Origin of the sequence: Vulcaniibacterium gelatinicum, assembly GCF_008033445.1 — a bacterium.
Classification (GTDB): domain Bacteria; phylum Pseudomonadota; class Gammaproteobacteria; order Xanthomonadales; family Xanthomonadaceae; genus Vulcaniibacterium_B; species Vulcaniibacterium_B gelatinicum.
In genome coordinates this window covers 1-24649 of the sequence record NZ_VNKO01000013.1, presented here as the reverse complement: position 1 = coordinate 24649, position 24649 = coordinate 1, and the positions used below count along the sequence as shown (strand labels likewise).

At 73.1% G+C, this 24649-nt stretch carries 22 protein-coding genes and 2 pseudogenes; 15 read left to right on the top strand and 9 right to left on the bottom strand.

The window, feature by feature from the left end:
- From FPV26_RS08770 to hslU, 8 genes are all read left to right on the top strand, one after another.
- Entirely contained in the window at positions 1–2190 is a 2190-nt protein-coding gene (locus tag FPV26_RS08770; protein ID WP_181952607.1) for a S9 family peptidase, read from the top strand.
- Between the two features lie 241 nt (positions 2191–2431).
- Positions 2432–2821 (top strand): YbaN family protein, encoded by a 390-nt coding sequence (locus tag FPV26_RS08765; protein WP_147653503.1) that lies wholly within the window; start codon positions 2432–2434, stop codon positions 2819–2821.
- A 16-nt stretch (positions 2822–2837) separates the two neighbouring features.
- Positions 2838–3068 (top strand): LPS translocon maturation chaperone LptM, encoded by a 231-nt coding sequence (lptM, locus tag FPV26_RS12760; RefSeq protein WP_220429080.1) that lies wholly within the window; start codon positions 2838–2840, stop codon positions 3066–3068.
- Positions 3069–3076: 8 nt separating this feature from the next.
- Positions 3077–3904 carry a diaminopimelate epimerase gene (gene dapF / locus FPV26_RS08755; RefSeq protein WP_147653563.1) on the top strand — a complete coding sequence of 276 codons (828 nt, stop codon included), beginning with the start codon at positions 3077–3079 and terminating at the stop codon, positions 3902–3904.
- Positions 3901–4575, top strand: coding sequence for a DUF484 family protein (locus FPV26_RS08750; RefSeq protein WP_147653502.1), 675 nt, complete (start codon positions 3901–3903; stop codon positions 4573–4575). Before dapF ends, FPV26_RS08750 begins: the two co-directional genes overlap by 4 nt.
- Positions 4568–5461 carry a tyrosine recombinase XerC gene (xerC, locus tag FPV26_RS08745; protein WP_147653501.1) on the top strand — a complete coding sequence of 298 codons (894 nt, stop codon included), beginning with the start codon at positions 4568–4570 and terminating at the stop codon, positions 5459–5461. The genes FPV26_RS08750 and xerC overlap by 8 nt, the downstream gene beginning before the upstream one ends.
- 252 nt (positions 5462–5713) lie before the next feature.
- Complete coding sequence (hslV, locus tag FPV26_RS08740) at positions 5714–6277, top strand: ATP-dependent protease subunit HslV (RefSeq protein ID WP_147653500.1); 564 nt, start codon at positions 5714–5716, stop codon at positions 6275–6277.
- Entirely contained in the window at positions 6274–7641 is a 1368-nt protein-coding gene (gene hslU, locus FPV26_RS08735; protein ID WP_181952605.1) for an ATP-dependent protease ATPase subunit HslU, read from the top strand. The genes hslV and hslU overlap by 4 nt, the downstream gene beginning before the upstream one ends.
- 21 nt (positions 7642–7662) lie before the next feature.
- On the opposite strand, the gene FPV26_RS08730 is transcribed toward hslU, so the two are convergent.
- From FPV26_RS08730 to radC, 5 genes are all read right to left on the bottom strand, one after another.
- On the bottom strand, positions 7663–8415 hold the full coding sequence (locus tag FPV26_RS08730; protein ID WP_147653499.1) for an SDR family NAD(P)-dependent oxidoreductase: 753 nt from the start codon (positions 8413–8415) through the stop codon (positions 7663–7665).
- The gene (locus FPV26_RS08725) at positions 8412–8789 is read right to left on the bottom strand and encodes a hypothetical protein (protein ID WP_147653498.1); all 378 of its coding nucleotides are present in this window, start codon (positions 8787–8789) and stop codon (positions 8412–8414) included. Before FPV26_RS08725 ends, FPV26_RS08730 begins: the two co-directional genes overlap by 4 nt.
- A 71-nt stretch (positions 8790–8860) precedes the next feature.
- Positions 8861–9553, bottom strand: a complete 693-nt coding sequence (locus FPV26_RS08720) for an SPOR domain-containing protein (protein WP_147653497.1) — start codon at positions 9551–9553, stop codon at positions 8861–8863.
- Positions 9553–11241 (bottom strand): arginine--tRNA ligase, encoded by a 1689-nt coding sequence (gene argS / locus FPV26_RS08715; RefSeq protein WP_147653496.1) that lies wholly within the window; start codon positions 11239–11241, stop codon positions 9553–9555. The genes FPV26_RS08720 and argS overlap by 1 nt, the downstream gene beginning before the upstream one ends.
- Positions 11242–11328: 87 nt before the next feature.
- Positions 11329–12003 carry a RadC family protein gene (gene radC / locus FPV26_RS08710; protein ID WP_147653495.1) on the bottom strand — a complete coding sequence of 225 codons (675 nt, stop codon included), beginning with the start codon at positions 12001–12003 and terminating at the stop codon, positions 11329–11331.
- Positions 12004–12211: 208 nt separating this feature from the next.
- Between radC and coaBC the strand changes: the two are divergent.
- From coaBC to FPV26_RS08695, 3 genes and pseudogenes are all read left to right on the top strand, one after another.
- A pseudogene (coaBC, locus tag FPV26_RS08705) lies at positions 12212–13443 on the top strand (bifunctional phosphopantothenoylcysteine decarboxylase/phosphopantothenate--cysteine ligase CoaBC).
- Positions 13444–13507: 64 nt separating this feature from the next.
- Positions 13508–13966: a dUTP diphosphatase gene (gene dut / locus FPV26_RS08700; RefSeq protein WP_147653494.1), complete on the top strand. Its 459-nt coding sequence runs from the start codon at positions 13508–13510 to the stop codon at positions 13964–13966.
- A gap of 13 nt (positions 13967–13979) precedes the next feature.
- A complete protein-coding gene (locus tag FPV26_RS08695) occupies positions 13980–16292 on the top strand; it encodes a phosphomannomutase/phosphoglucomutase (protein ID WP_147653493.1) in 2313 nt (770 codons plus the stop codon).
- 15 nt (positions 16293–16307) lie between these two features.
- Here FPV26_RS08695 and FPV26_RS08690 read toward each other — a convergent pair whose 3' ends face one another.
- Positions 16308–17000 (bottom strand): hypothetical protein, encoded by a 693-nt coding sequence (locus FPV26_RS08690; protein WP_246109248.1) that lies wholly within the window; start codon positions 16998–17000, stop codon positions 16308–16310.
- Positions 17001–17026: 26 nt separating this feature from the next.
- A complete protein-coding gene (pyrE, locus tag FPV26_RS08685) occupies positions 17027–17686 on the bottom strand; it encodes an orotate phosphoribosyltransferase (RefSeq protein ID WP_147653492.1) in 660 nt (219 codons plus the stop codon).
- A 102-nt stretch (positions 17687–17788) separates the two neighbouring features.
- Here pyrE and FPV26_RS08680 point away from each other — a divergent pair, with 102 nt between their 5' ends.
- From FPV26_RS08680 to FPV26_RS08670, 3 genes and pseudogenes are all read left to right on the top strand, one after another.
- Positions 17789–18592, top strand: coding sequence for an exodeoxyribonuclease III (locus FPV26_RS08680; RefSeq protein ID WP_147653491.1), 804 nt, complete (start codon positions 17789–17791; stop codon positions 18590–18592).
- Complete coding sequence (locus tag FPV26_RS08675) at positions 18582–19967, top strand: AmpG family muropeptide MFS transporter (protein ID WP_147653490.1); 1386 nt, start codon at positions 18582–18584, stop codon at positions 19965–19967. The genes FPV26_RS08680 and FPV26_RS08675 overlap by 11 nt, the downstream gene beginning before the upstream one ends.
- 64 nt (positions 19968–20031) lie before the next feature.
- Positions 20032–20250: pseudogene (locus FPV26_RS08670) on the top strand (hypothetical protein); the annotation flags it as partial.
- A gap of 120 nt (positions 20251–20370) precedes the next feature.
- Here the strand turns inward: FPV26_RS08670 and FPV26_RS08665 are convergent.
- Together FPV26_RS08665 and FPV26_RS08660 are read right to left on the bottom strand one after the other, a co-directional pair.
- Positions 20371–21522: an anhydro-N-acetylmuramic acid kinase gene (locus tag FPV26_RS08665; protein WP_147653489.1), complete on the bottom strand. Its 1152-nt coding sequence runs from the start codon at positions 21520–21522 to the stop codon at positions 20371–20373.
- A gap of 46 nt (positions 21523–21568) precedes the next feature.
- Entirely contained in the window at positions 21569–22966 is a 1398-nt protein-coding gene (locus FPV26_RS08660; protein ID WP_425473082.1) for a peptidoglycan DD-metalloendopeptidase family protein, read from the bottom strand.
- A 173-nt stretch (positions 22967–23139) separates the two neighbouring features.
- On the opposite strand from FPV26_RS08660, the gene tyrS reads away from it, so the two are divergent.
- Positions 23140–24351, top strand: coding sequence for a tyrosine--tRNA ligase (tyrS, locus tag FPV26_RS08655; protein WP_147653487.1), 1212 nt, complete (start codon positions 23140–23142; stop codon positions 24349–24351).
- Positions 24352–24649: the final 298 nt, after the last annotated feature.

The following is a 24649-nucleotide window of genomic DNA, read 5'->3' as shown; positions in this document are numbered from 1 at the left end:
ATGAAACCCACTTCCCTGCTCCTCGCCACCCTGCTCATGACCAGCGTCACCGCCGCCGCCAGCCCGCAGTCCCTGCCGCCGCCGCCCGACGCCGAACGCCGCCCGCACGTGGTCCGCGCGCCGCACGGCGCCGAGCGCAACGACGAGTACTACTGGCTGCGCGACGACCGCCGCAAGGCTCCGGACGTGCTCGCCTACCTCGAGGCCGAGAACGCCTACGCCGACGCGGTCATGGCCCGGCTCAAGCCCTTGCAGGACCGGCTCTACGACGAGATCGTCGCGCGCATCAAGCAGGACGACAGCTCGGTGCCGTACCGCGAGCGCGGCTTCTGGTACTACTCGCGCTACGAGACCGGCAAGGACTACCCGGTCCACGCCCGCCGGCGCGACGCTGCGGGCCTGCGCGCCGAGGCGATCCAGCAGGCCAACGACGCGGGCGACTTCGCCGGCGAGGAGGTCCTGCTCGACGTCAACGCGCTCGCCGCCGGCAAGGACTACTACAACATCGGCGATTTCGAGGTCAGCCAGGACAACCGCCTGCTCGCCTACGCCGAGGACACCGTCGGCCGCCGCCAGTACGTCATCCGGATCAAGAACCTGGAGACCGGCGAGCTGTACCCGGACGAGATCAAGGGCGTCTCGCCCAACCTGGTCTGGGCCGACGACAACCGCACCCTGTTCTACGTCGAGAACGATCCGGAGACGCTGCTGACCAAGCGGGTGAAGAAGCACGTGCTCGGCACCCCGGCGTCCGCGGACGTGCTGGTGTACGAGGAGCCCGACGACAGCTTCTACATGGGCATCTCGCGCACCCGCGACGACAGGTTCATCTGCATCGGCGTGAGCAGCACGGTGTCGGACGAGCTGCGCTGCGCGCCGGCCGCCGATCCGCGCGAGTTCGTGGTGCTCGCCCCGCGCGAGCGCGACGTGGAGTACGACGCAGACCACTACGGCGGGCGCTGGGTGATCCGCACCAACGCGGGCGGGGCGAAGAACTTCAAGCTGATGACCGCGCCCACCGGCGCGACCTCGCGCACGCAGTGGCAGGAGTGGATCGGGCACCGCGAGGACGTGTTCATCGAGGGCTTCGAGCTGTTCCGCGACTTCACCGTGGTCGCCGAGCGCTCCGACGGCCTGGAGCGCCTGCGCCTGATCCGCGCCGACGGCCGCGAGGAGCACGTCAAGGCCGACGAGCCGGCCTACAGCATGGGCCTTTCGGTGAACGCCGAGCCCGAGACCGACTGGCTGCGCTACACCTACACCTCGCTGACCACGCCGCCGACCACCTATGAGGTCAACGTGAAGAGCGGCGAGCGGCGCCTGCTCAAGCAGCAGCCGGTGCTGGGCTACGACCCGTCGAAGTACGTGACCGAGCGCGTGTGGGCCACCGCGCGCGACGGCACCAGGATCCCGGTGTCGCTGGTGTACCGCAAGGGCTTCAAGCGCGACGGCACCGCCGCGCTGCTGCAGTACGGCTACGGCAGCTACGGCGCGTCCATGGACCCGAACTTCAACCTGCCGGTGGTGAGCCTGCTCGACCGCGGCGTGGTGTACGCGATCGCGCACATCCGCGGCGGCCAGGAGCTGGGGCGGCGCTGGTACGAGGACGGCAAGCTGTTCAAGAAGAAGAACACCTTCACCGATTTCATCGACGTCACCGCGCACCTGGTGAAGGAAGGCTACGCCGCGCCGGACCGGGTCGCCGCCTACGGCGGCAGCGCCGGCGGGTTGCTGATGGGCGCGATCGCCAACCTGGCGCCGGACAGGTACCGCGTGATCCTGTCGCAGGTGCCGTTCGTGGACGTGGTGACGACGATGCTCGATCCGAGCATCCCGCTGACCACCAACGAGTACGACGAGTGGGGCAACCCGGAGCAGAAGGACTACTACGAGTACATGCTGTCGTACTCGCCGTACGACAATCTTTCGAGGCAGGCGTACCCGGCGATGTTCGTCGGCACCGGGCTGTGGGATTCGCAGGTGCAGTACTGGGAGCCGGCCAAGTACGTGGCGCGCCTGCGCGATCTGAACACCTCCGACCAGCCGGTCGTGTTCCGCACCAACATGGACGCCGGCCACGGCGGCAAGTCCGGCCGCTTCCGCCGCTACCGCGAGCTGGCCGAGATGTACGCGTTCCTGCTCGACCAGCTGGGCGTGGAAGGCGGCGGCCAGGCCACCGCCGCGCAATGACGCGCTCCCGCGGCGCCCACGCCGCGGGGAATGCACCGATCAGTCCCGTTTCCCGGTCGCGGGGGGCGGGCCTGATGCTTTCGAAGGCGCTCGTCCGATGAGAGAGGCGGCAAGCACGGTCGTCCCGGGTCCGGTGCGCGGAGGTGTCGCTCGCGGCGGCGCCCTGCCCGAAGCAACGGAACCGCACGCAAGCATCGCCCCCGCGCGAATGCGACACTGCGCAGCCGCGCCTGGTCCGCCCATGCACGACCCCGCCCCCACACCGCTGCGTTCCCGCTGGGCCTGGTGGCTGCTCGCCTACGCCAGCCTCGGCCTCGGCCTGATCGGCATCGCCGTGCCCGGCCTGCCGACGGTGCCGTTCGTGCTGCTGGCCGCGTTCGCCGCCGCCCGCGGCTCGCGCCGCCTGCACGACTGGCTGCACGCCCACCGCCACTTCGGGCCGATGATCCGCGACTGGCAGGCCCACGGCGCGGTCAGCCGCCGCGCCAAACGGCTCGCGACCACGATGATGGGCCTGTGCGCCGTGCTCCTGTTCCTCACCGCCCCGCGCGTCTGGATGGCCGGCCTCGGCACCGCGATCATGGCGATCGTCGCCGCCTGGCTCTGGCGTCGCCCCGAACCGCGCACCTGAGCGCTACACTGCCTGCATGAACCTGCGCATCGCACTCCTCGCCGCCGTCGTGCTGCTGGTCGGCGGCTGCGGCAACAAGGGCCCGCTGGTGTTGCCGACGCGGCCCGCCGCGGCCCCGGCCGAGACCGCGCCTGCGGGGGATCCGGCCACTGCCGAGACCACCGACGACACCACCGCGGCCGACCCCGAGACCGCCCCTCCGCCGCCCGCTCCGACCACGCCGCCGGCAGGCGAGGGGTCCGGCTGAGCCGCGCCATGCGTTTCACCAAGATGCACGGCGCGGGCAACGACTTCGTCGTGCTCGACCTGCGGCCGGGGCTGCCGTCGCCGTCGCTGGCCCTGTGCCGGGCCATCGCCGACCGCCACTTCGGCGTCGGCTGCGACCAGATCCTGACCGTCGAAGCGCCGCGCAGCGCGCAGGCCGTGGCCGCCTACCGGATCTGGAACGCCGACGGCTCCAGCGCCCAGCAGTGCGGCAACGGCGCCCGCTGCGTGGCCGCGTGGCTGCGGCGCGCGGGTGAGGCGCGCGGCGACCGCTTCGTGCTCGACAGCCCCGCCGGCACGCACGAAGTGCAGGTTCTGGACGGGGACCGCTACGCGATCGCGATGGGCATGCCGCAGTTCGCGCCGCAGGCGATCCCGCTGCGCGGCGTGCAGGACGCGCAGGACGAATACGCGCTCGACCTCGACGGCCGCACGCTGCGCTTCGGCGCGGTCTCGATGGGCAACCCGCATGCGCTGATCGAGGTGGACGACCTCGCCCGCGCCCCGGTCGCCACGCTCGGCCCGGCGCTGCAGCAGGCCGGCGCGTTCCCGGAATCGGTCAACGTCGGCTTCGCCGAAGTGGTCTCGCGCACGCAGGTGAAGCTGCGCGTGTACGAACGCGGCGCCGGCGAGACCCTGGCCTGCGGCAGCGGCGCCTGCGCCGCGGCGGCGATCCTGATCCGGCGCGGCCGGGTCGAACGCAGCCTCACGGTGGCCCTGCCCGGCGGCGAGCTGCAGCTGCACTGGCCGCGCGACGACGCGCCGATCGTGATGGCCGGCCCGGCCGCATTCGTGTTCGAAGGGGAATGGCTGTCATGAACGAAACCGGCGAGAAACTCGGCGCGCACGAAGTCGCGGCCTGGCTGCGGCGGCATCCGCGCTTCCTGCAGCAGTTCCCGGACCTGGCGCTGAGCCTGGTGGTGCCGCGCGAGCAGGGCCCGGCGGCGTCGCTGGCGAGCTACCAGCTCGAGGTGCTGCGCGACAAGAACCGCGAGCTCGGCCGGCGCCTGCAGGAGCTGTTCGCCAACGCGCAGGAGAACGAGCGGCTGGCGGTGCGCACCCACCAGCTCACCCTGGCGCTGATGCGCCAGCCCGACCCGGCCGGGACCGTGCGCGCGATGGCGGCGAGCCTGGCCGAGGATTTCCAGGGCGACCTGGTCCGCATCGTGCTGTTCGCGCCGGTGGCCGGGCTCGAGGACGCCGAGTGGCTGCAGGTGCTCGATCCGCTCGATCCGCGCCTGGCGCCGTTCCGCGACGCGCTCGCCGCCGGCGAGCCGATCTGCGGCCGGCTGCACCCGGACAAGCACGCGCTGCTGTACGGCGAGCGCGCGGCGGAGGTGCAGTCGAGCGCGCTGCTGCCGCTGCCGGGCCTGGGCCTGGTCGCGGTCGGCAGCCGCGATCCGAACCGCTTCTTCCCCGGCATGGGCACGCTGTTCCTGCGCATGATGGGCGAGGCGCTGGCGGCGGCGCTGCGCAGGTTCGATGGCTGAGCCGCCTCCCGAGGTCGCGGCCTTCCTCGCCCACCTGCAGGTCGAGCGCGGCCTGTCGCCGCACACGCTGGAAGGATACCGGCGCGATCTGGCGGCCCTGGCCGCATGGGCGCAGGGGCGCGGCGGCGATCTCGCGGGGCTGCATGCGGAGGATCTGCGCGCGTTCGTCGCCGCCGGGCATCGCGCGGGACTGTCGCCGAAGAGCCTGCAGCGGCGGTTGTCGGCCTGCCGCAGTTTCTACCGCTGGCTCGTCAGGCACGGGCGGATCCAGGCCAATCCCGTGGCGGCGGTGCGCGGGCCGAAGGCGCCGCGCAAGCTGCCGCAGGTGCTCGATCCGGACGAGGCCAAGGCGCTGGTCGAGGTGCCCGCCGACGCGCCGCTGGGCCTGCGCGACCGGGCGCTGCTGGAGCTGTTCTATTCCTCGGGCCTGCGCCTGTCGGAGTTGTGCGCGCTGCGCTGGCACGACCTGGACCTCGACGGCGGCCTGGTGACGGTGCTGGGCAAGGGCCGCAAGCAGCGCAGCGTGCCGGTGGGCTCGCACGCGCGCGCGGCGCTCGCGGCCTGGCGCGCGGCGCAGCGGCCGGCCCGCGACGCGCCGGTGTTCCCGGGCCGCAACGGCCCGCTCACCCCGCGCGCGGTGCAGCAGCGCCTGCGCGTGCTGGCGCAGCGCCATGGGCTGTTCAAGCGCGTGCACCCGCACCTGCTGCGGCACAGCTTCGCCAGCCACCTGCTCGAATCCTCCGGCGACCTGCGCGCGGTGCAGGAGCTGCTCGGCCACGCCGACATCGCCACCACCCAGATCTACACCCACCTCGACTTCCAGCACCTGGCCAAGGTGTACGACGCCGCGCACCCGCGCGCGAAGCGCAAGCACAAACCGAAGTGATCGCGCGGCGCGTGTGACCCTCACATAGTTCGCGTGCGCGGTGTGACGGCGCGTACAAGTGTTTCCGCTTCGGGCAGACCGGGGCCGACGAAACCTCCCGCAACGACGCCGGACCCGGGCCGCCCCCCCGCCCGCGCCGTCACATCACCCCGGCCAAAGTCGGGGCCGACCGCGCCGGCACGGCGCTGACATCACGGCATTGAACCCCGCCCCCGGCGGCCCCACCTCTGCCTGACTTCCCGGGAGCCCCGCATGGACCCCAGCCGCGACCCCCACGTCTTCCACGCCACCACCATCGTCTCCGTCCGCCGCCATGGCCGCGTCGTCGTCGCCGGCGACGGCCAGGTCACCCTCGGCAACACGGTGATGAAACGCAACGCCCGCAAGGTGCGCCGGCTCGGCAAGGACGGCCAGGTGCTGGCCGGCTTCGCCGGCGCCGCCGCCGACGCCTTCACCCTGTTCGAACTGTTCGAAGCCAAACTCGAAAAACACGGCCAGCTCACCCGCGCCGCCGTCGAACTGGCCAAGGACTGGCGCACCGAACGCCGCTTCGGAAAACTCGAAGCCCTGCTCGCCGTCGCCGACCGCGAAACCTCGCTCATCGTCTCCGGCACCGGCGACGTGATCGAACCCGAGGACGGCCTGGTCGCGATCGGCTCCGGCGGCGCCTTTGCCCTCGCCGCGATGCGCGCCCTGCTCGCCCACACCGACCTCGACGCCCGCACCATCGCGGTCGAGGCGCTGGGCATCGCCGGCGACATCTGCATCTACACCAACCGCAACATCGTGGTCGAAGAACTCCAGGCCCCCGCATGAGTCACGACACCGCATCCTCGACCATGACCCCGCGCGAGATCGTGCAGGAGCTCGACCGCCACATCGTCGGCCAGCACGCCGCCAAGCGCGCCGTCGCCATCGCCCTGCGCAACCGCTGGCGGCGCATGCAGCTGCCGCCGGAGCTGCGCAACGAGGTGATGCCGAAGAACATCCTGATGATCGGCCCCACCGGCGTGGGCAAGACCGAGATCGCGCGGCGCCTGGCCACGCTCGCGAACGCTCCGTTCGTGAAGGTGGAAGCGACGCGTTTCACCGAGGTCGGGTACGTCGGCAAGGACGTCGAGCAGATCGTGCGCGACCTCGTGGACGTTGCGGTCAAGATGCACCGCGAACAGGCCAAGCAGCGCGTCCGCACCCAGGCCGAGGAACGCGCCGAGGACCGCCTCCTCGACGCGCTGCTGCCGCGCCGCCAGGCGCCGGCCGTGTTCGGCTTCGAGGCCGCCGCGCGCGAGGAGCCGGGCGTCGAGGACAACGAGACCCGGCTCAAGCTGCGCCGGCAACTGCGCGCCGGCGCGCTCGACGAGCGCGAGATCGAACTCGACCTGTCCCTGCAGGCCGGCGTGGACATCCTGGCCCCGCCCGGCATGGAGGAGATGGGCCAGCAGCTGCGGCAGATGTTCTCCCAGCTCGGCGGCGGCCGCACCCAGCGCAAGCGGATGACGGTCCGCGCCGCGCGTCCGCTGCTGGTCGAGGAGGAGGCCGGCAAGCTGGTCAACGAGGACGAGGTGCGCGCCGCGGCGATCGAGGCCTGCGAGCAGCACGGCATCGTCTTCATCGACGAGATCGACAAGGTCGCCAGGCGCGCCGAGGGCTACGGCGCCGACGTCTCGCGCGAGGGCGTGCAGCGCGACCTGCTGCCGCTGGTGGAAGGCTCCACCGTGAGCACCAGGTACGGCCCGGTCAGGACCGACCACATCCTGTTCATCGCCTCCGGCGCGTTCCACCTGGCCAAGCCCAGCGACCTGATCCCGGAGCTGCAGGGCCGGTTCCCGATCCGGGTCGAGCTCGGCGCGCTGGGCAAGGACGATTTCGTCCGCATCCTGACCGAACCGAAGGCGGCGCTGACCGTGCAGTACCGCGAGCTGCTGCGCACCGAGGGCGTGGAGCTGCGCTTCACCGACGATGCGGTCGAGCGCATCGCCGACATCGCCGCGCAGATCAACGAGCGCCAGGAGAACATCGGCGCGCGGCGCCTGCACACGGTGATGGAGCGGCTGCTCGACACGCTCAGCTACGAGGCGCCCGACCGCGGCGGCGCGCAGGTGACGGTGGACCGCGCCTACGTGGACGCGCACCTGGCCGCGCTGGTGCAGGATCCGGACCTGAGCCGCTACATCCTGTGAACGCCGCGCGCGGCGCGCGCGTCAGTCCTCGCGGTGCACCTGGAAGCCGGCGAACGACTGCCGGGTGGGCATCAGTTCGAGCCGGTTGACGTTCAGGTGCGGCGGCAGGGTCGCGATCCAGAACAGGGTCTGGGCGATGTCCTCGGCGGTGATCGGCTGCGCGCCGCGGTACAGCGCGTCCGAGGCCGCCTGGTCGCCGTGGGTGCGCACCAGGGTGAACTCGGTCTCGGCCATGCCCGGCTCGAGCGTGGTCACGCGCACCCCGGTGCCGTGCAGGTCGGCGCGCAGGCCGAGCGAGAACTGGCTGACGAAGGCCTTGGTGCCGCCGTACACGTTGCCGCCCGGGTACGGATAGCGCGCGGCGGTGGAGCTGACGTTGATGATCGCCCCGCGCCGCGCGATCAGGGTTGGCAGCAGCGCGTGGGTGAGCGTGGCCAGCGCGCGCACGTTGGTGTCGATCATCGTGTGCCAGTCGGCGAGGCTGGCCTGCGGCGCCGGCTTCGTGCCCAGCGCCAGGCCGGCGTTGTTGACGAGCAGGTCCACGTCGCGGAACGGCGCCGGCAGGGCGTCGAGCGCGGCGCGCATCGCCGCCTCGTCGCGCACGTCGAAGCAGGCGGTGTGGACGCGTTCGGGGCCGAGCTCGGCGGCCAGCGCCTGCAGGCGCTCGGCGCGGCGGCCGGTGGCGACCACGCGCCAGCCGCCGGCGACGAAGCGGCGCGCGGCGGCGCGGCCGAAGCCGGAGGTGGCGCCGGTGATGAAGGCGGTGCGGGTCATGGACGGGGCTTCTTGGTGGCGGGACGCGCGGCGGGCCTGCGCGGTTTCGGCGCGGCCGGCGCGGGTTTCGCGGCCACGGCCGGCTTGCGTCGGCGCCCGGTCGCGGCCTTGCCGGTGGTGCGCGCCTTGGTCGCGCGGTGCTTGCGCAGCATGTCCTCGGCCAGCGCCACGTCCTCGGACAGGATCCCGGCGGCCTTGGCCACCGCGATCCGTGCCGCGGCCTTGTTCTCGTCCGGATTGGCCAGCAGCAGCTCGCGGATCGCCTCGCGCAGCGCGCGCTCGGCGTCGTGCTTGAGCTTGAGGGACTCGCCGCGGCGCAGCAGCGCCAGCAGGGCGTCCACCACCGGTTTGACGAGGGCGGTTTCGATCGGCATCGCGCGGCTTCCGGATCCTGGGGACGGAGGGCGCAGTGTGCGGGGTGGCCGTCTCAGCGGTCGAGAACGGCCTACTTGACCTTGATCGCCATCGCCGGCAGGCCGCCGTCGGCCAGCTTGCGCTTGGCCTCGGCCAGCTCGGCGGCGGTGCCGTAGGGCCCCATGCGCACGCGGTAGAGGGTCTTGCCGTCCCGCTGCGCCGACTCCACCCGGGCGCTCAGGCCGAGCAGGGCGATGCGCGCCTTCAGCGCCTCGGCGTCGCCGCTGGCGGCGAACGCGCCGGCCTGCAGCAGGTAGCGGGCCTGGCGCTCGGTGGGGGCCTCGGCTGCGGCCGGCGGCGCGGCGTTGGCCGCAGCCACGTCTGCGTCCGCGGCCGCCGGGGTCGCCGCGTCCTGCCGGGCCGCCTCGCGTTCGGCCTCGGCGCGTTCGCGCGCGGCGAGTTCGGCGTCCGAGAGCGCGACTTCCTCGCCCGGCAGCAGGGTGTAGAAGTCGTAGGTGGGCTCCTTGCGCGGCGCGTCCTTCGCCGGCTCGGCCGGCTCGGGCACGATCGGCTCGGCCTCCGGCGCGGCGCTGTCCGCGGCCGGCTTCGCATCGGGGTTGGGCGTGGGCCGGAAGAAGCCGTCGGCGGCGTCCGAGCGCAGGAACTTCGGCGCCGCGATCAGGGCCACGATCCCGATCAGGATCCCGGCGATCAGCCAGGCCCAGCCGGGGATGCCGTCGCCGGAGGTGCGCCGCGCCTGCGATCTGCCGCGTCGCGCCGCCATCACATCCGCTCCGGGGCGGACACGCCCAGCAGGTCCAGACCGTTGCGCAGCACCTGGCCGGTGGCCAGGCTCAGCGCCAGGCGCGCGTTGCGCGGGCCGGATTGCTCCACCAGGACCGGCTGCACGTGGTACCAGGTGTGGAACGCGTTGGCCAGCTCGCGCAGGTACTGCGCGACGAGGTGCGGCTCGAGCGTGTCGGCGGCGGCCTCCACCACTTCCGGATAACGCGAGAGCTCGCGCAGCAGCGCCAGCGCGTGCGGGTCGTCGAGCGTGTGCAGGTGCGCGAACGCCTCGGCCTGGTCGTAGGCGTAGCCCTTCTCGCCGGCCTGGCGCAGCAGGCTGCACACCCGCGCGTGCGCGTACTGCACGTAGTAGACCGGGTTGTCGTTGCTCTGCGAGCGCGCCAGGTCGATGTCGAACACCAGCTGCGAATCCGGCTTGCGCGCGGCCAGGAACCAGCGCGTGGCGTCGCGGCCGACCTCGTCGATCAGGTCGCGCAGGGTGACGTAGCTGCCGGCGCGCTTGGACAGCTTCACCTCCTCGCCGCCGCGCATCACCGTCACCATCTGGTGCAGCACATACTCCGGGTAGTCCGGCGGGATGCCGCAGTCGAGCGCCTGCAGGCCGGCGCGCACCCGCGCCAGCGAGCCGTGGTGGTCGGCGCCGAGCTCGGTGATCGCGCGCTCGTAGCCGCGCAGCCACTTGCTGCGGTGGTAGGCCACGTCCGGCACGAAGTACGTGTACGTGCCGTCCGACTTGCGCATCACCCGGTCCTTGTCGTCGCCGAAGTCGGTGGTGCGCAGCCACAGCGCGCCGCCGTCCTCGTAGGTATGGCCGTGGGCGACCAGTTCGCGCACGGTCTCCTCCACCTTGCCCTCGGCGTACAGCGAGGACTCGAGGAAGTACACGTCGAAGCGCACGCCGAAGGCCTCGAGGTCCTGGTTCTGCTCGCGGCGCAGGTAGGCCACGGCGAAGCGGCGGATCGCCTCGAGGTCGTCGGGATCGCGCGCGCCGGTGACGGCGTGGCCCTCGAACTCGACCGTCTCGCCGCGCAGGTAGGCGTTGGCCACGTCCACGATGTAGTCGCCGCGGTAGCCGTCCGCCGGCCAGTCCGGGTGCTCGGGGGTCATGCCCTTGGCGCGGGCCTGCACCGAGCGCGCCAGGTTCTCGATCTGGGCCCCGGCGTCGTTGTAGTAGAACTCGCGCACCACGCGCCAGCCGTTGGCTTCGAGCACGCGCGCGATGCAGTCGCCGATCGCGCCGGCGCGGCCGTGGCCGACGTGCAGCGGGCCGGTCGGGTTGGCGGAGACGAACTCCACGCCGACCGTGCGCCCGCCGCCGCGCGGGTTGCGGCCGAACGCGGCGCCGGCCTCGAGCACCGCGCGCACCTGGCGCTGCCAGGCGCCGGGGGTGAGGTGGAAGTTGACGAAGCCGGGGCCGGCGAGCTCCACCTTGGCCACGTCTGCGGACGCCGGCAGCGCCGCGACCAGCGCCTGCGCCAGCGCACGCGGGTTGGTGCGCGCCGCCTTGGCCAGCACCAGCGCGGCGTTGGTGGAGAAATCGCCGTGCGCGCGTTCCTTCGGCCGCTCGACGACGAACTCGGGCGCGGGCGCGTCGGCCGGCACGGTGCCGGCCGCCCGCAGGGCATCGAGGCCCTGGGCGATGAGGGCGCGGAGCTGGGCTTTCACGAAGCGGTCTGCGGATCTTGCAAAAGGCCGCACATTGTACGGCCAAGCCTGCGCCGGCCGGGGCCGCGGCCGGCCGCGGATCCGGCCTCACACCCAGCCCTTCGCCGCCAGCGACACCGGTGGGCCGTCGGCGACCACGAAATGGTCGAGCAGGCGCACGTCCACCAGCGCCAGGGCCTGCTTGAGCCGGGCGGTGACCGCGCGGTCGGCGGCGCTGGGTTCGGGGTTCCCGCTCGGATGGTTGTGGCCGACGATCACCGCGGCGGCGTTGTGCGCCAGCGCGCGCCGGGCGATCTCGCGCGGGTGCACCTCGGCGCCGTCGATCGTGCCGCGGAACAGCTCCTCGAACGCGAGCGCGCGGTGGCGGGTGTCCAGGAACAGCGCCGCGAACACTTCCTGCGGCTGGTGGCGCAGGCGCCGGGCGAAGTAGCGCCCGGCGGCGTCCGGGTCGGCCAGCGCCTCGCCGCGCTCCAGCCCGGCGGCGAGGTGGCGCTGGCCGAGCTCGAGCGCGGCGGCGAGCCCGCAGGCGCGGGCCGGGCCGAGGCCGGGCAGGGCGGCGAGCGCGGCCGGCGGCCGGTCGAGCAGCGCGCGCAGCGGCCCGTGCGCGACGAGCAGTTCGCGCGCGGTCGCCACCGCGTCGCGCCCGCGCAGGCCGGAGCCGAGGAAGATCGCCAGCAGCTCGGCGTCCGAGAGCGCGGCGGGGCCGCGTGTCAGCAGCTTCTCGCGCGGACGTTCGTGGGCGGGCCAGTCGCGGATGTGCATCGGGCGGCAGGGGAGGGATGGGACGGAAGGCCATCCGGGCGCGGCGTGCGGCCGCCCGGCCTCGGGGCGCTGGGGGTCGGCGGGTGGCGCCCGGCCGCGCCCGGATGACGTGCACAGGATCGCCGCGCACGGCACGCGCGCCGATCGGGCGGATGCGGACGTTCGGGTAAGCTAGGCCCTCGTTCCGCGGCAGGAATTTTCCGCACCGATGTCCGAGGCCCCGTCCCGCCTGCAAGGCCGCCGCCTGCTGCTGTGCGTGTGCGGCGGGATCGCCGCGTACAAGGCCGCCGACCTGGTGCGGCGCCTGCGCGAGGCCGGCGCCACGGTGCAGGTGGCGATGACCGAGGACGCGCAGCGCTTCGTCGGCGCGCAGACCTTCCAGGCCCTCTCGCACCTGCCGGTGCGCACCTCGCTCTGGGACGCGCAGGCGGAGGCGGCGATGGGTCATCTGGAACTGGCGCGCTGGGCCGAGCGGATCGTGATCGCGCCGGCCACGGCGAACATGCTCGCCAAGCTCGCCCATGGGTTCGCCGACGACCTGGTCAGCACCCTGTGCCTGGCCACCACCGCGCCGGTCTCGGTCGCGCCGGCGATGAACCACCGCATGTGGCTGCACCCGGCCACGCAGGCGAACATGGCCACGCTGCGCGCGCGCGGCGTGCAGCAGATCGGCCCCGACGACGGCCCGCTGGCCGAGGGCGAGTCCGGGCCGGGGCGCATGGCCGAGCCGCAGGCGATCGTCGCCGCACTCGCGGAGGCGATGGCTTGAACCGCGCGCTCGCCGGCCGCCGGATCGTGGTCAGCGCGGGGCCGACCTACGAGGACCTCGATCCGGTCCGGTTCCTCGGCAACCGCAGCAGCGGCAAGATGGGCTTCGCACTGGCCGAGGCCGCGGCGCGGCGCGGCGCGCAGGTGGTGCTGGTCGCCGGCCCCGTGCACCTGCCCACCCCCGACGGCGTGGCCCGCATCGACGTGCGTTCGGCCGCGCAGCTGCGCGAGGCCGTGCTCGGCGCGCTGCCGGCCGATGCGTACATCGGCGCGGCCGCGGTGGCCGACTGGACCCCGCGCGCGGTCTCGCCGCACAAACTCAAGAAGATGCCGGGGGCGCAGATCCTGACCCTGGAGCTGGTGCGCACCCCGGACACGCTGGCGGAAGTGGCCGCGCACCCGCAGCGCCCGCGCGTGGTGGTCGGCTTCGCCGCCGAGACCCACGACCTGGAGCGCTACGCGCGCGGCAAGCTCGCCGAGAAGCGGCTCGACCTGATCGCCGCCAACCGCGTCGGCGTGGCCGGCAGCGGGTTCGAGGCCGACGACAACACCCTGATCGTGTTCTCCCGCGACGGCGCGATGCACACCCTCGGCCCGGCCGGCAAGCGCGAAGTCGCCGAGGCATTGCTGGATCTGATGGCCTTGTTCCTGGACGCGGATGAACGCGGATGAACATGGATCGTTGCTGGATCCGCGGCCATCCGCGTTGATTCGCGTCTCAACGGAGCGCCCACCGATGCGCCGCACCCTCGAAGTCAAGCTGCTCGATCCGCGCTTCGGTGACGTCTGGCCGTTGCCGGCCTATGCCACCGAGGCCAGCGCCGGGCTCGATCTGCGCGCCGCGCTCGAGGCGCCGCTCACCCTGGCCCCGGGCGAGGCGGCGCTGATCCCGTCGGGCCTGGCGATCCACCTCGCCGATCCCACCCTGTGCGCGGTGATCCTGCCGCGCTCCGGGCTCGGCCACCGGCACGGCATCGTGCTCGGCAACGGCACCGGCCTGATCGACGCCGACTACCAGGGGCCGCTGCTGATCAGCACCTGGAACCGCGGCCGCGAGCCCTACACCATCGCGCCGGGCGACCGCATCGCCCAGCTGGTGATCCTGCCGATCGTGCGCGCGGTGTTGCAGGTGGTGGATACTTTCGAGGAAAGCGCGCGGGGGGCCGGCGGCTTCGGCCACACCGGCGTGCGCTGAAGGGGAGAGGGACATGAGCGACTCCAAGCGTCCGCGGCTGACCGCCGCGCAACTGCGCCCGGCGCTGCCGGCGCTCGCGGCGGTGCTGGTGCTGTTGGCGGCCTGGTTCGGCTGGGGCGCCTGGCGCACCTGGCAGGCCGCGCGCGGCGAGGCCGCCCTGGTCGCCACCCGCGATGCCGCGGTGGCGAGCATCGCCGCGACGGTGCGCAAGGACGTGCAGGAACTCGAACGCCGCGTCGGTGATGCCGCGGTGCGGTCGGCGGCGGTCGGGGGCGACCATGCCGCCGTGGCGGGCGCGATCGGCCGCGGCTGGGCCGGGGTCGAGCAGGTCGAAGCCTGGCCGCCGGGGCTGGACACCGCCTTCGCCGATCCGGCCGCCAGCGGCTACGGCAAGCTCGCCCTGCTCCAGGCGGCGCTGGCCAGCGGCAAGCCGGTCGCCGCCGTCGTCCGCGACGGCAAGGCGCCGAAATTCGCCCTGGCCGCGCCGGTGGCCGATGGCACGGGCGTGGTCGGCGTGGCCTATGTCCGGTTTCCGCTGGCCCGGGTGACCGCGCCGCTGGAGGCCGCCACGCCGGGCGACGACGGGTACCTCGCCCTGCGCCAGGGCAGCCACAGCGTGCTCGAGCGCGGCAATGCGGCGCTGGCCGACGGCGCCGAGGTGCTGGCCGCGCCGGTGCCGGGCACCGACTGGCGCATCGCCGCCGGCGTGCCCGACGCCGGGACCGCGGCCTTCGGGCTCGGCCCGCTCGGCGCCGCGATCGGGGCGGCCGTGTTCCTGCTGCTCGCCGGCGCGCTGGCGTGGCTGTACCGCCGCCCGGCCCTGGCCGCGGCGGCCGAGGCCGCGGACGAGCCGGCCCCCACGCTGGCCGAGGCCCTGCAGCGGGAGCCGGCCGTGCCGCCGCCGCCGAAAGTCGAGGAGGTGCCGGCGCCGCCGCGCGAACAGGCGGTGGGCGTGGACCGCTCGATCTTCCGCGCCTACGACATCCGCGGCGTGGTCGGCCAGACCCTCGATCCCGGCGTGGCGACCCTGATCGGTCATGCGATCGGCTCGCTGATGCACGACAAGGGCCTGCGCGACATCGTGGTCGGCCGCGATGGCCGCCTGTCCGGGCCGGAGCTGTCCGCGGCCCTGATCGAGGGCCTGCGCAAGGCCGGTTGCAACGTGATTGATCTCGGCCAGGCGGCCACCCCGGTGGTCTATTTCGCCGCCTATCACCTGCGCACCGGCTCGTGCGTGGTGGTGACCGGCAGCCACAACCCGCCCGAATACAACGGCTTCAAGATCGTGCTCGGCGGCGAGACCCTCGCCGGCGAGGCGATCGCCGGCTTGTACGCGCGCATCGCCGAGGATCGCCTGCACGACGCACCCGTGCCCGGCACCCTGCAGCACTACGACGTCGCCAACGACTACGTCGAGCGCATCGCCTCCGACGTGCAGCTCGACCGCCGCCTGCGGGTGGTGGTGGACGCCGGCAACGGCATCGCCGGCGCGATCGCGCCGCGCGTGCTGGAGGCGATCGGCGCCGAGGTCACGCCGCTGTACTGCGAGGTGGACGGCACCTTCCCCAGCCACCACCCCGATCCGAGCGATCCGCAGAACCTGACCGACCTGGTGCAGATGGTGCAGCGGCTCGACGCCGACCTCGGCCTGGCCTTCGACGGCGACGGCGACCGCCTCGGCGTGGTCACCCGCGACGGCCGCAACATCTTCCCCGACCGGCTGCTGATGCTGTTCGCCGCCGACGTGCTCGAGCGCAACCCGGGCGCGGTGATCGTCTACGACGTCAAGTGCACCGGACGCCTGGCCGGCCACATCCTGCGCCACGGTGGCAGCCCGATGATGTGGAAGACCGGGCACTCGCTGATCAAGGCGCGCATGCGCGAGGTCGAGGCCGAACTGGCCGGCGAGATGAGCGGCCACTTCTTCTTCAAGGAGCGCTGGTACGGCTTCGACGACGCGATCTACGCCGCCGCGCGCCTGCTCGAGATCCTGGCCGCGCGCCCCGAGTCGCCGAGCGAGGTGCTCAACGCGCTGCCGGAAGGGGTCTCCACGCCCGAGATCAAGGTGGAGCCGCCGAGCGGCAACCCGCATGCCTTCGTCGAGCGGTTCCGGGCCGCGGCCCGGTTCGAGGGCGGTCGGGCGTCCACCATGGACGGCCTGCGCGTGGACTGGCCGGACGGCTGGGGCCTGGTGCGCGCCTCCAACACCACCCCGGTGCTGGTGTTGCGTTTCGACGCCGACAACGCCGAGGCCCTGGCCCGCATCCAGGCCGCATTCCGCGAGCAGCTGCTCGCGCTGGAGCCCGGCCTGAAGCTGCCGTTCTGAGCCGGCGGCCGGGGGTCAGGGCGTCGGCCCGGCCTCCGGCGCGGCCGCGGCCGCCGCGGCCTCCGCGGCCTGGCGCTTGAGCGCGCGGTAGCGTTCCAGCGCCGAGGTGAACTCGCCGTCGAGTTCGGCCCGATCCCGCACCTGCTGCACGAGCAGGCGCTCCTGGCGGCGCAATGCGGCGTACTGGTGCCGGATGTTGTCGGCCAGGGTCTTCGGCACCGGTTTGCCGGCCAACTCCAGTTCCCCGGCGCGGCGCAGCTGCGAGATCAGGCTGTGGCGCAGGCCGTCCACGCCGAGCCGGGAGGCCTTCACCGTCTCGTCGAGCAGGGTGATGCGTTCGTGGAACGCGCGGCGCAGCTCGTCCTCGGTGGCGTAGGACTCCACCATCGCCAGCTCGCGCCGGATCCGCGCCTGCTCCTCGGCCGCGGCGCGGGCGGCCTCGGCTTCGGCCGCTTCGACAGCGGCGCGTTCGTCCTCGCTCAGGGCCGGGCCGACCTGGCCGGTGCGGCGGCCGCTGCGGGCGCTGAATTCGGTGCGCGCCGCGCCCGCGGCCTCGGCCGGCAGCGCGTCGCCGCAGACCTTGCGGCCGTTCTCTTCCCAGCAGTAGAGCTTCTTGGCAGGGGCCGGTTCCTGGCGGGCTTTCTGCGCCTGTGCGCTTGCCGACAGGGCGAACAGGACGGCGATGGCGAGCGAACGGGTGATGGTCATGGTGGCAGCCCCCTGCCGGCCGCAGGTCAAAGATCCGCCGCGCAGCCCCAGCGTTCGCGGTAGGCGCGCAGGGCGTCGCGGTGCGGCACAAGTTCCGCGCTTTCGCCCGCGAACGCAAGCAGGTCGGCCAGTCCGGCCACCGCCACCACCGGGATGCCGTGTGCGGCGGCCACCGCCTGCGCGGCCGAGCGCGGGTCGTCGTCGCTGGCGCGTTCCTGGCGGTCGAGCGCGATCACGATTCCGGCGGGAGCCCCGCCGCCGTCACGGATCAGCCCCAGCGCCTCGCGGATCGCGGTGCCGGCAGTGATCACGTCGTCCACCACCAGCACCCGCCGCCCGGCCAGCGGCGCACCGATCAGCACCCCCCCCTCGCCATGCGCCTTGGCCTCCTTGCGGTTGAAGGCCAGCGGCAGGTCGCGACCGCGGCGGGCGAACTCGCAGGCCAGCGCGGTCGCGAGCGGGATGCCCTTGTAGGCCGGGCCGAACAGCAGGTCGAACGCGAGCCCGGCGGCCTCGACCGCATCGGCGTAGCAGGCCGCCAGCTCCGCCAGCAGCGCGCCGCGGTCGAAGCGCCCGGCGTTGAAGAAGTACGGGCTGACCCGCCCGGACTTGAGGGTGAACTCGCCGAAGCGCAGCGCCTGCGCGCGCAGGGCCAGGCGGAGGAAGCGGATGCGGTGGTCGGACATCGGGCGCGGAACCGGGAGCGGAAGGCACGGATTGTGCCGGAACCGCGCGGCGTTCCGTCGGCCTGCGCTACGCTGCGCTGCCCCGTCCCGCCGCCCTGCTGCATGCGCATCGTCACCTTCAACGCCAACGGCCTGCGTTCGGCCGCCACCAAGGGGTTCTTCGACTGGTTCGCGCAGCAGCGCGCCGACGTGCTGTGCGTGCAGGAAACCAAGGCCCAGGAGCACCAGCTCGGCGAGGCCGCGTTCCGCCCCGACGGCTACCGCGCCTGGTTCCGCGACGCGCGCACCAAAATGGGCTACAGCGGGGTGGCGATCTACGCCAAGCGCGAGCCGGACGAGGTCCGCACCGAGCTCGGCTGGGCGCCGTTCGACGACGAGGGCCGCTACCTCGAGGCGCGCTTCGGCAGGCTCAGCGTGGTCTCGTTCTACCTCCCCTCCGGCTCGTCCGGCGAGGAGCGGCAGGCGTTCAAGTTCCAGGTCATGGAGTGGCTCAGGCCGATCCTCGACGACTGGCTGCGCAGCGGCCGCGATTACGTCCTGTGCGGCGACTTCAACATCGTTCGCAGCCGGCTCGACATCCGCAACTGGACCTCGAACCAGAAGAACTCCGGCTGCCTGCCGCCCGAGCGCGCCTGGCTCAACGCCCAGATCGCCGAGGACGGCGGCAGCGACGGCACGCCGCCGGCTGCGCACGGCTGGGTGGACACCTACCGCCGGCTGCGTCCGCAGGGCCAGGACTACACCTGGTGGAGCAACCGTGGTGCGGCGCGCGCCAAGGACGTGGGCTGGCGCATCGACTACCAGCTGGCCACGCCGTCACTTGCGTCGCGCCTGCGCGCATGCTCCATTGCCCGCGAGCCGCGCTTCTCCGATCACGCCCCGTACACGGTGGACTATGACCTCTGAGCGCACGCCCGCCGGCTGGCGCCTCGTCGCGCAGAACCTGCGCCAGCCGAAGGTGCTGGCGATGCTGCTGCTCGGCTTCAGCTCGGGCATCCCGATCTACCTGGTCGGCAACACGCTCGGCTTCTGGATGCGCGAGAACGGCATCGAGCTGTCCACGATCGGGTTCCTGTCGTGGGTCGGCCTGGCGTACTCGCTGAAGTTCCTGTGGGCGCCGCTGGTGGACAAGGCCGATGCGCCGCTGCTCGGGCGCTGGCTCGGCCGCCGTCGCGGCTGGATGCTGCTGTCGCAGCTGGTGGTGGCCGCGGCGCTGGTGGGGATGGCGCTGGTCGAGCCGCGCGCGGACACGCTGTCGCTGGCAGGGGTCGCGCTCGACCGGCTGCTGGTGTTCGGCGCGCTGGCGCTGGTGGTGGCCTTCGCCTCGGCCACCCAGGACATCGTGATCGACGCCTGGCGCATCGAGAGCGCCGACAGCAACGAGCAGCAGGGGCTGCTGACCTCGACCGCGACCCTGGGCTACCGCGGCGCGCTGCTGGTCACCGACGCGCTGATCCTGATCGTGGCCGCGCAGGTCGGCTGGGTGCTGTCGTACGGGCTGATGGCGGCGCTGATGGGCGTGGGCATGGCCGCGGTGCTGCTGGCGCGCGAGCCGGCCGCCAGCGTGCGGGCCGCCGCGACGTCGCAGCCCGCGCTGTACACGCCGCAGGGTCTGTACGACGCGGTGCTTGGCCCGTTCGTGGCCTTCTTCCGCCAGCACGGACAGTGGGCGCTGCTGATGCTGGTCGCGATCAGCCTGTACCGGCTGCCGGACTTCCTGATGGGGCCGATGGCCAACCCGTTCTACGCCGACCTCGGCATCGGCAAGGAGACCGTGGGCGCGGTGCGCGGCTCGTTCGGGCTGGTCGCGACCGTGCTCGGTGTGGCCGCGGCCGGGCTGAGCGCGGTCCGGTTCGGGTTCGTGCCGACCCTGCTCGCGGGCGCGGTGCTCGGGCCGGCCTCCAATCTCGCGTTCAGCTGGCTGGCGCTGGCGGGCGCCGACACCGGCGTGTTCACCGCGGCGATGGTGATCGACAACTTCTGCAGCGGGTTCGCCGGGGTCGCGTTGGTCGGCTACATGTCGAGCCTGACCAGCCTGGGTTACACCGCCACCCAGTACGCGCTGCTGAGCTCGTTCTATGCCCTGCCGGGCAAGCTGCTGAAGGGGCTGTCGGGCGTGGCCGTGGAGACGTTCCAGGCCGGACACGGCGAAATGGGCGGGTATGCCCTGTTCTTCGCTGCCACCGCCCTGGTCGGCATCCCGGCGCTGCTGCTGTGCGCCTGGCTCGCCCTGCGCGGCCCGGGCCACCGCGCCGGCCCGGTGCGGGCGGCGGCCGGATAGGTCGCCGTTGACCGTCACGGAGCGTTGAATCCGTGACCGTCAATGTGCGCCGCTGGAGGGTGGCATGACCGACATCGTCCTGCGCGACATTGATCCGGTCCTGGCCGAGCGCATCCGTCGCGTGGCCCAGGCGCGCGGCTGGGACATGCACCAGACCCTCCTGGCCCTGCTCGAGCAGGGGCTGTATGCCTGCGAGAGCGGGGCCCAGGTGCGCCTGGACGACCGCGAGTCCACCGCCCTGCAGCAGGCGATCGCGGCGCTCGAGCAGGTGCCGAACGATCCGGGCTTCGGCCTGATCGGGCGCGCCTCCGAACCCACGCCGCCGCCGCACATCCTCGACCACCGGCTCGAGGACGTGGTGCGCAAGGAAGGGGAACAGGACGAACCGACCTGAGCGCGCCGTTCAGGCCGGGAATACGACTCCGAGCACGCGCGGGCCGCGCGCGCCGGTGACCGCGGGCAGGTTGCCCGGGCGCCCGGCCAGGGCCTCGCGTGCCAGCCAGGCGAAGGCCATCGCCTCGACGCAGTCCGGGTCGAGACCGTGCACCGCGCTCGACTCGACCACCGCCTCCGGCAGCAGCGCGGCGATCCGCGCCCGCAGGTGCGGGTTGTGCACGCCGCCGCCGCACACGATCACGCGCCGGGTGTACGGCTGGCTCGCATGCAGGGCCTCGGCGATCGTGCGCGCGGCCAGCTCGAGCAGGGTCGCCTGCACGTCCTCGGCGCGTTCGCCGCCGCGCAGGTGCGCCTGCAGCCAGGCGAGCTGGAACTGCTCGCGCCCGGTGCTCTTTGGCGGCGGCAGCGCGAACCACGGCTCGGCGAGCAGGCGCGCGAGCAGGGCCTGGTCCACCGTGCCGCGCGCGGCGAACGCGCCGCCGGCGTCGAACGCCGCGCCGGTGTGGCGCTGGCACCAGGCATCGAGCAGCGCGTTGGCCGGGCCGGTGTCGAAGCCGCGCACCGGCCCGCGGCGCGGCAGCAGGGTGAAGTTGGCGATCCCGCCCAGGTTCAGCACCGCCCGGTCCTCGTCCGGCGCATGCAGCAGCGCGGCGTGGAAGGCCGGTACCAGCGGCGCGCCCTGGCCGCCGGCGGCCACGTCGCGGCGGCGGAAGTCGGCGACCGTGGTGATGCGGGTGCGCTCGGCGATCACGTGGCCGTCGCCGAGCTGCCAGGTGAACGGATGCGGCGGGCCCGGGCGATGGCGCACGGTCTGGCCGTGCGAGCCGAGCGCGCGCACCTGCGCCGGGGCCACGCCGACCTCGTCGAGCAGCCGCAGCGCGGCGTCGGCGAAGGCGTGCGCCACCTGCACGTCGAGCCGGCCCAACTCGTCCAGCGACGCGGCGTCCCCGCCCTGGCCCAGCGCCACCAGCCGCGCCCGCAGCGCCGGCTCCCAGGCATAGGTGCGCCCGTGCACGAGCGCGCAGCGCCCGTGCTCGAAGCGCACCAGCGCGGCATCGATGCCGTCGGCGCTGGTGCCCGAGATCAGTCCGAGGAACAGTTCGGCGTCCGCCACGTCGGTCCTTGCCGCATGCGCCGCGCGGGCGCCCCGCACGAGCATAGGCAAGCGCCGCGGCGACGTCACGCCGCAGCACGCGGTGCTGCCCTCAGCTCCTGCCCTGGCCCTTGGCCGGCTTCACCGGCGCGGCGTCGGCGAACACCACCCGCTCGACCTCCTGGATCCGCGCCAGCGCATGCTGGGTCTGGGCGCGGAACGCGGCCAGGGCGGCGCCGCTGAGCGGCTCGGGCGGCGGCATGGTCACCGACAGCGGATTGCGGTGCACGCCGTTGATCTGGAACTCGTAGTGCAGGTGCGGGCCGGTGGACAGGCCGGAGCTGCCGACGTAGCCGATCACCGCGCCCTGCGGCACGCGCTGCCCGGCGCGGATGTCGCCGAAGCGCGACATGTGCGCGTACAGGGTGGTGTAGCCGCGGCCGTGGTCGAGCACCACGGTGCGGCCGTAGCCGCCCTTCCAGCCGACGAACTTCACCCGCGCATCGCCCGCGGCCATGATCGGCGTGCCGCTGCGCGCGGCGTAGTCCACGCCCTTGTGCATGCGCATGCGGCCCAGCACCGGGTGGCGGCGCGCGCCGAAGCCCGAGGTCAGGCGCGCGTACGGGATCGGCATGCGGATGAAGCTCTTCTTCAGCGGCCGGCCGTCGGCGGTGAAGTACTCCGGCTTGCCGTTGCGTTCGAAACGGAAGCCCGAATACAGCTTGCCGCGCGCGGTGAAGGTCGCCGCCAGCACCGGGCCGGTGCCGATCAGCTCGCCCTCGCGCCAGCGCTGCTCGACCACCACGCTGAAGCGGTCGGACGCGGCCACGTCCTCGTTGAAGTCGATGTCGTACTTGAAGATCTCGTCGGTGAGCTGGTTGATCGCCTTCGGCGACAGGCCGAGCCGGCGCGCGGAATGGAACAGCGAACGTCCCACCTCGCCGCTGATCACCACGGTGCGGGCCTCGACCGGACGCTCGATCACGCGTTCGACGATCGCATCGCCCTGCAGCTGCAGCTCGACCCGGTGGGTCTCGTCGCGGTCGTAGCGCAGCGCGCGCAGCCCGCCGTCCGCCGGCAGGTCGAAGGCGAGCTCGGCGCCGGGCCGGAGCCGGGTCAGCGCCTGCTTCGCGCCCGGGTGCTCGAGGATGCGGTGCATCAGCGTCGCCGGCAGGTCCAGCTCCTCGAAGATCGCGCCCAGGGTCTGCCCCGGCCGCACCGACACCACCTGCCAGCTGTCGCCGGGCGTGCTGGCCCGGCGCGAGGCCGGCAGCGGCGGCAGCGCCAGCGCCATCGTGGTGGTGACCAGCGCAGGTTGCTGCGGTGCGGAGATCGCGCCGGAGAAGCCGGGCACCAGCGCGGCGAGCAGAGCGCCGAGGGTCGCGAACAGGCTGGCGTGGGCCCAATGGCGGCGCGTCCAGCGGCCGTTGAACGCGGCCGGCATCCGGCGCAGGGCGCGGGACGGGGTGGCTTCGGGCGCGCGCTGTCGCGATCCGCTCGTCGCTGTCATCATGGAATCCCCATCGGCCCGCGTGACGGGCGCGTAGCGGCGCTACCATAGTCACGCGAACAGGGCGCGTCAAACCTTTGAGCTGAATGGGTTTTTCGGGCCTGCCGCATCCCCCTTCCGTTTAACGGACCCTTTACCATCGCGGTCACACTTTGGCCGCCGACGAGGCCCCCGTGTCGCTCGAACCAGCCCTTGCCCTGATCGGCCGCGGCGCCGACGAGATCCTCAAGCGCGACGAGCTCGAGGCGCGCCTGCGCCTGGGCCGCCCCCTGCGCATCAAGGCCGGCTTCGATCCCACCGCCCCCGACCTGCACCTGGGCCACACCGTCCTGCTCAACAAGATGCGGCAGTTCCAGGACCTCGGCCATACGGTGATCTTCCTGATCGGCGACTTCACCGGGATGATCGGCGACCCCACCGGCAAGAACGCCACCCGCAAGCCGCTCACCCGCGAAGAGGTCGAAGCCAACGCCCGCACCTACGAGGCACAGGTGTTCAAGGTGCTCGACCCCGAGCGCACAGAGGTGCGTTTCAACTCCGAATGGTTCGGGAAGATGGGCGCGGCCGACATGATCCGGCTCGCCGCCCAGCACACCGTGGCGCGCATGCTCGAGCGCGACGACTTCGCCAAGCGTTATGCCGCGCACCAGCCGATCGCGATCCACGAATTCCTCTATCCGCTGGTGCAGGGCTACGACTCGGTGGCGCTGCAGGCCGACGTCGAGCTCGGCGGCACCGACCAGAAGTTCAACCTGCTGATGGGTCGCGCCCTGCAGGAGCACTACGGCCAGCCGCCGCAGATCGTGCTGACCATGCCGCTGCTGGAAGGCCTGGACGGCGTGCAGAAGATGAGCAAGTCGCTCGGCAACTACATCGGCATCGCCGAGCCGGCGATAGACATCGTCACCAAGACGATGAAGATCGGCGACGAGCTGATGTGGCGCTGGATCGAGCTGCTCAGCTTCGAGATCACGATCGAGGAGGCGGCGCGACTGAAGCGCGCGGTGGCCGAAGGCGCGCTCAACCCGCGCGACGTCAAGCTGCGCCTGGCGCGCGAGCTGGCCGCGCGCTTCCACGGCGCGGCCGCCGCCGAGCAGGCCGTGGCCGGCTGGAACGCCGCGGTGCGCGGCGAGGGCGACACCGCCCTGCTGCCGCTGCAGGACGTGGTGGTGCCGGCCGAGGGGCTGCGCATCGCCGCCCTGCTCACCGCCGCCGGCCTCACCCCCAGCAACTCCGAGGCGATGCGCAAGCTGCGCGAGCGCGCGGTGCGGGTCGAGGGCGAGGTGGTCGAGGACGCCGGCCGCACCTTCGCCCCGGGGTTCACCGGCGTGCTCGCGGTCGGCAAGCGCACCTTCGCCCGGGTGCGCCTGGTCAGTGCCGGCTGAACGCGCGGCCCGCGCCGGGGTCGGGGCGGGCCCCGCCCCGGGCCCTTGAAATGCCGCCGCCCGGCATCACCTCGACGACAGGCCCCGGAGCGTGCACAATGCGCGCCCCTTGCCGACCGGCGTGCCGGGTGGCGGGGCGGCCGACCGGCTGGAGTGCCCTGAGCGGAGTGGTTTTTTTGCGGCGGGGTGTTGACGATTCGGCGGAGGGCTGTATGATGTTGGGCTCCCTCGGGCACTGGCCTTGGGGGGCGGGAGGCGGCGCTGAGGCTGCTCCTGTTTGGATCTTTGACAGTGTGCG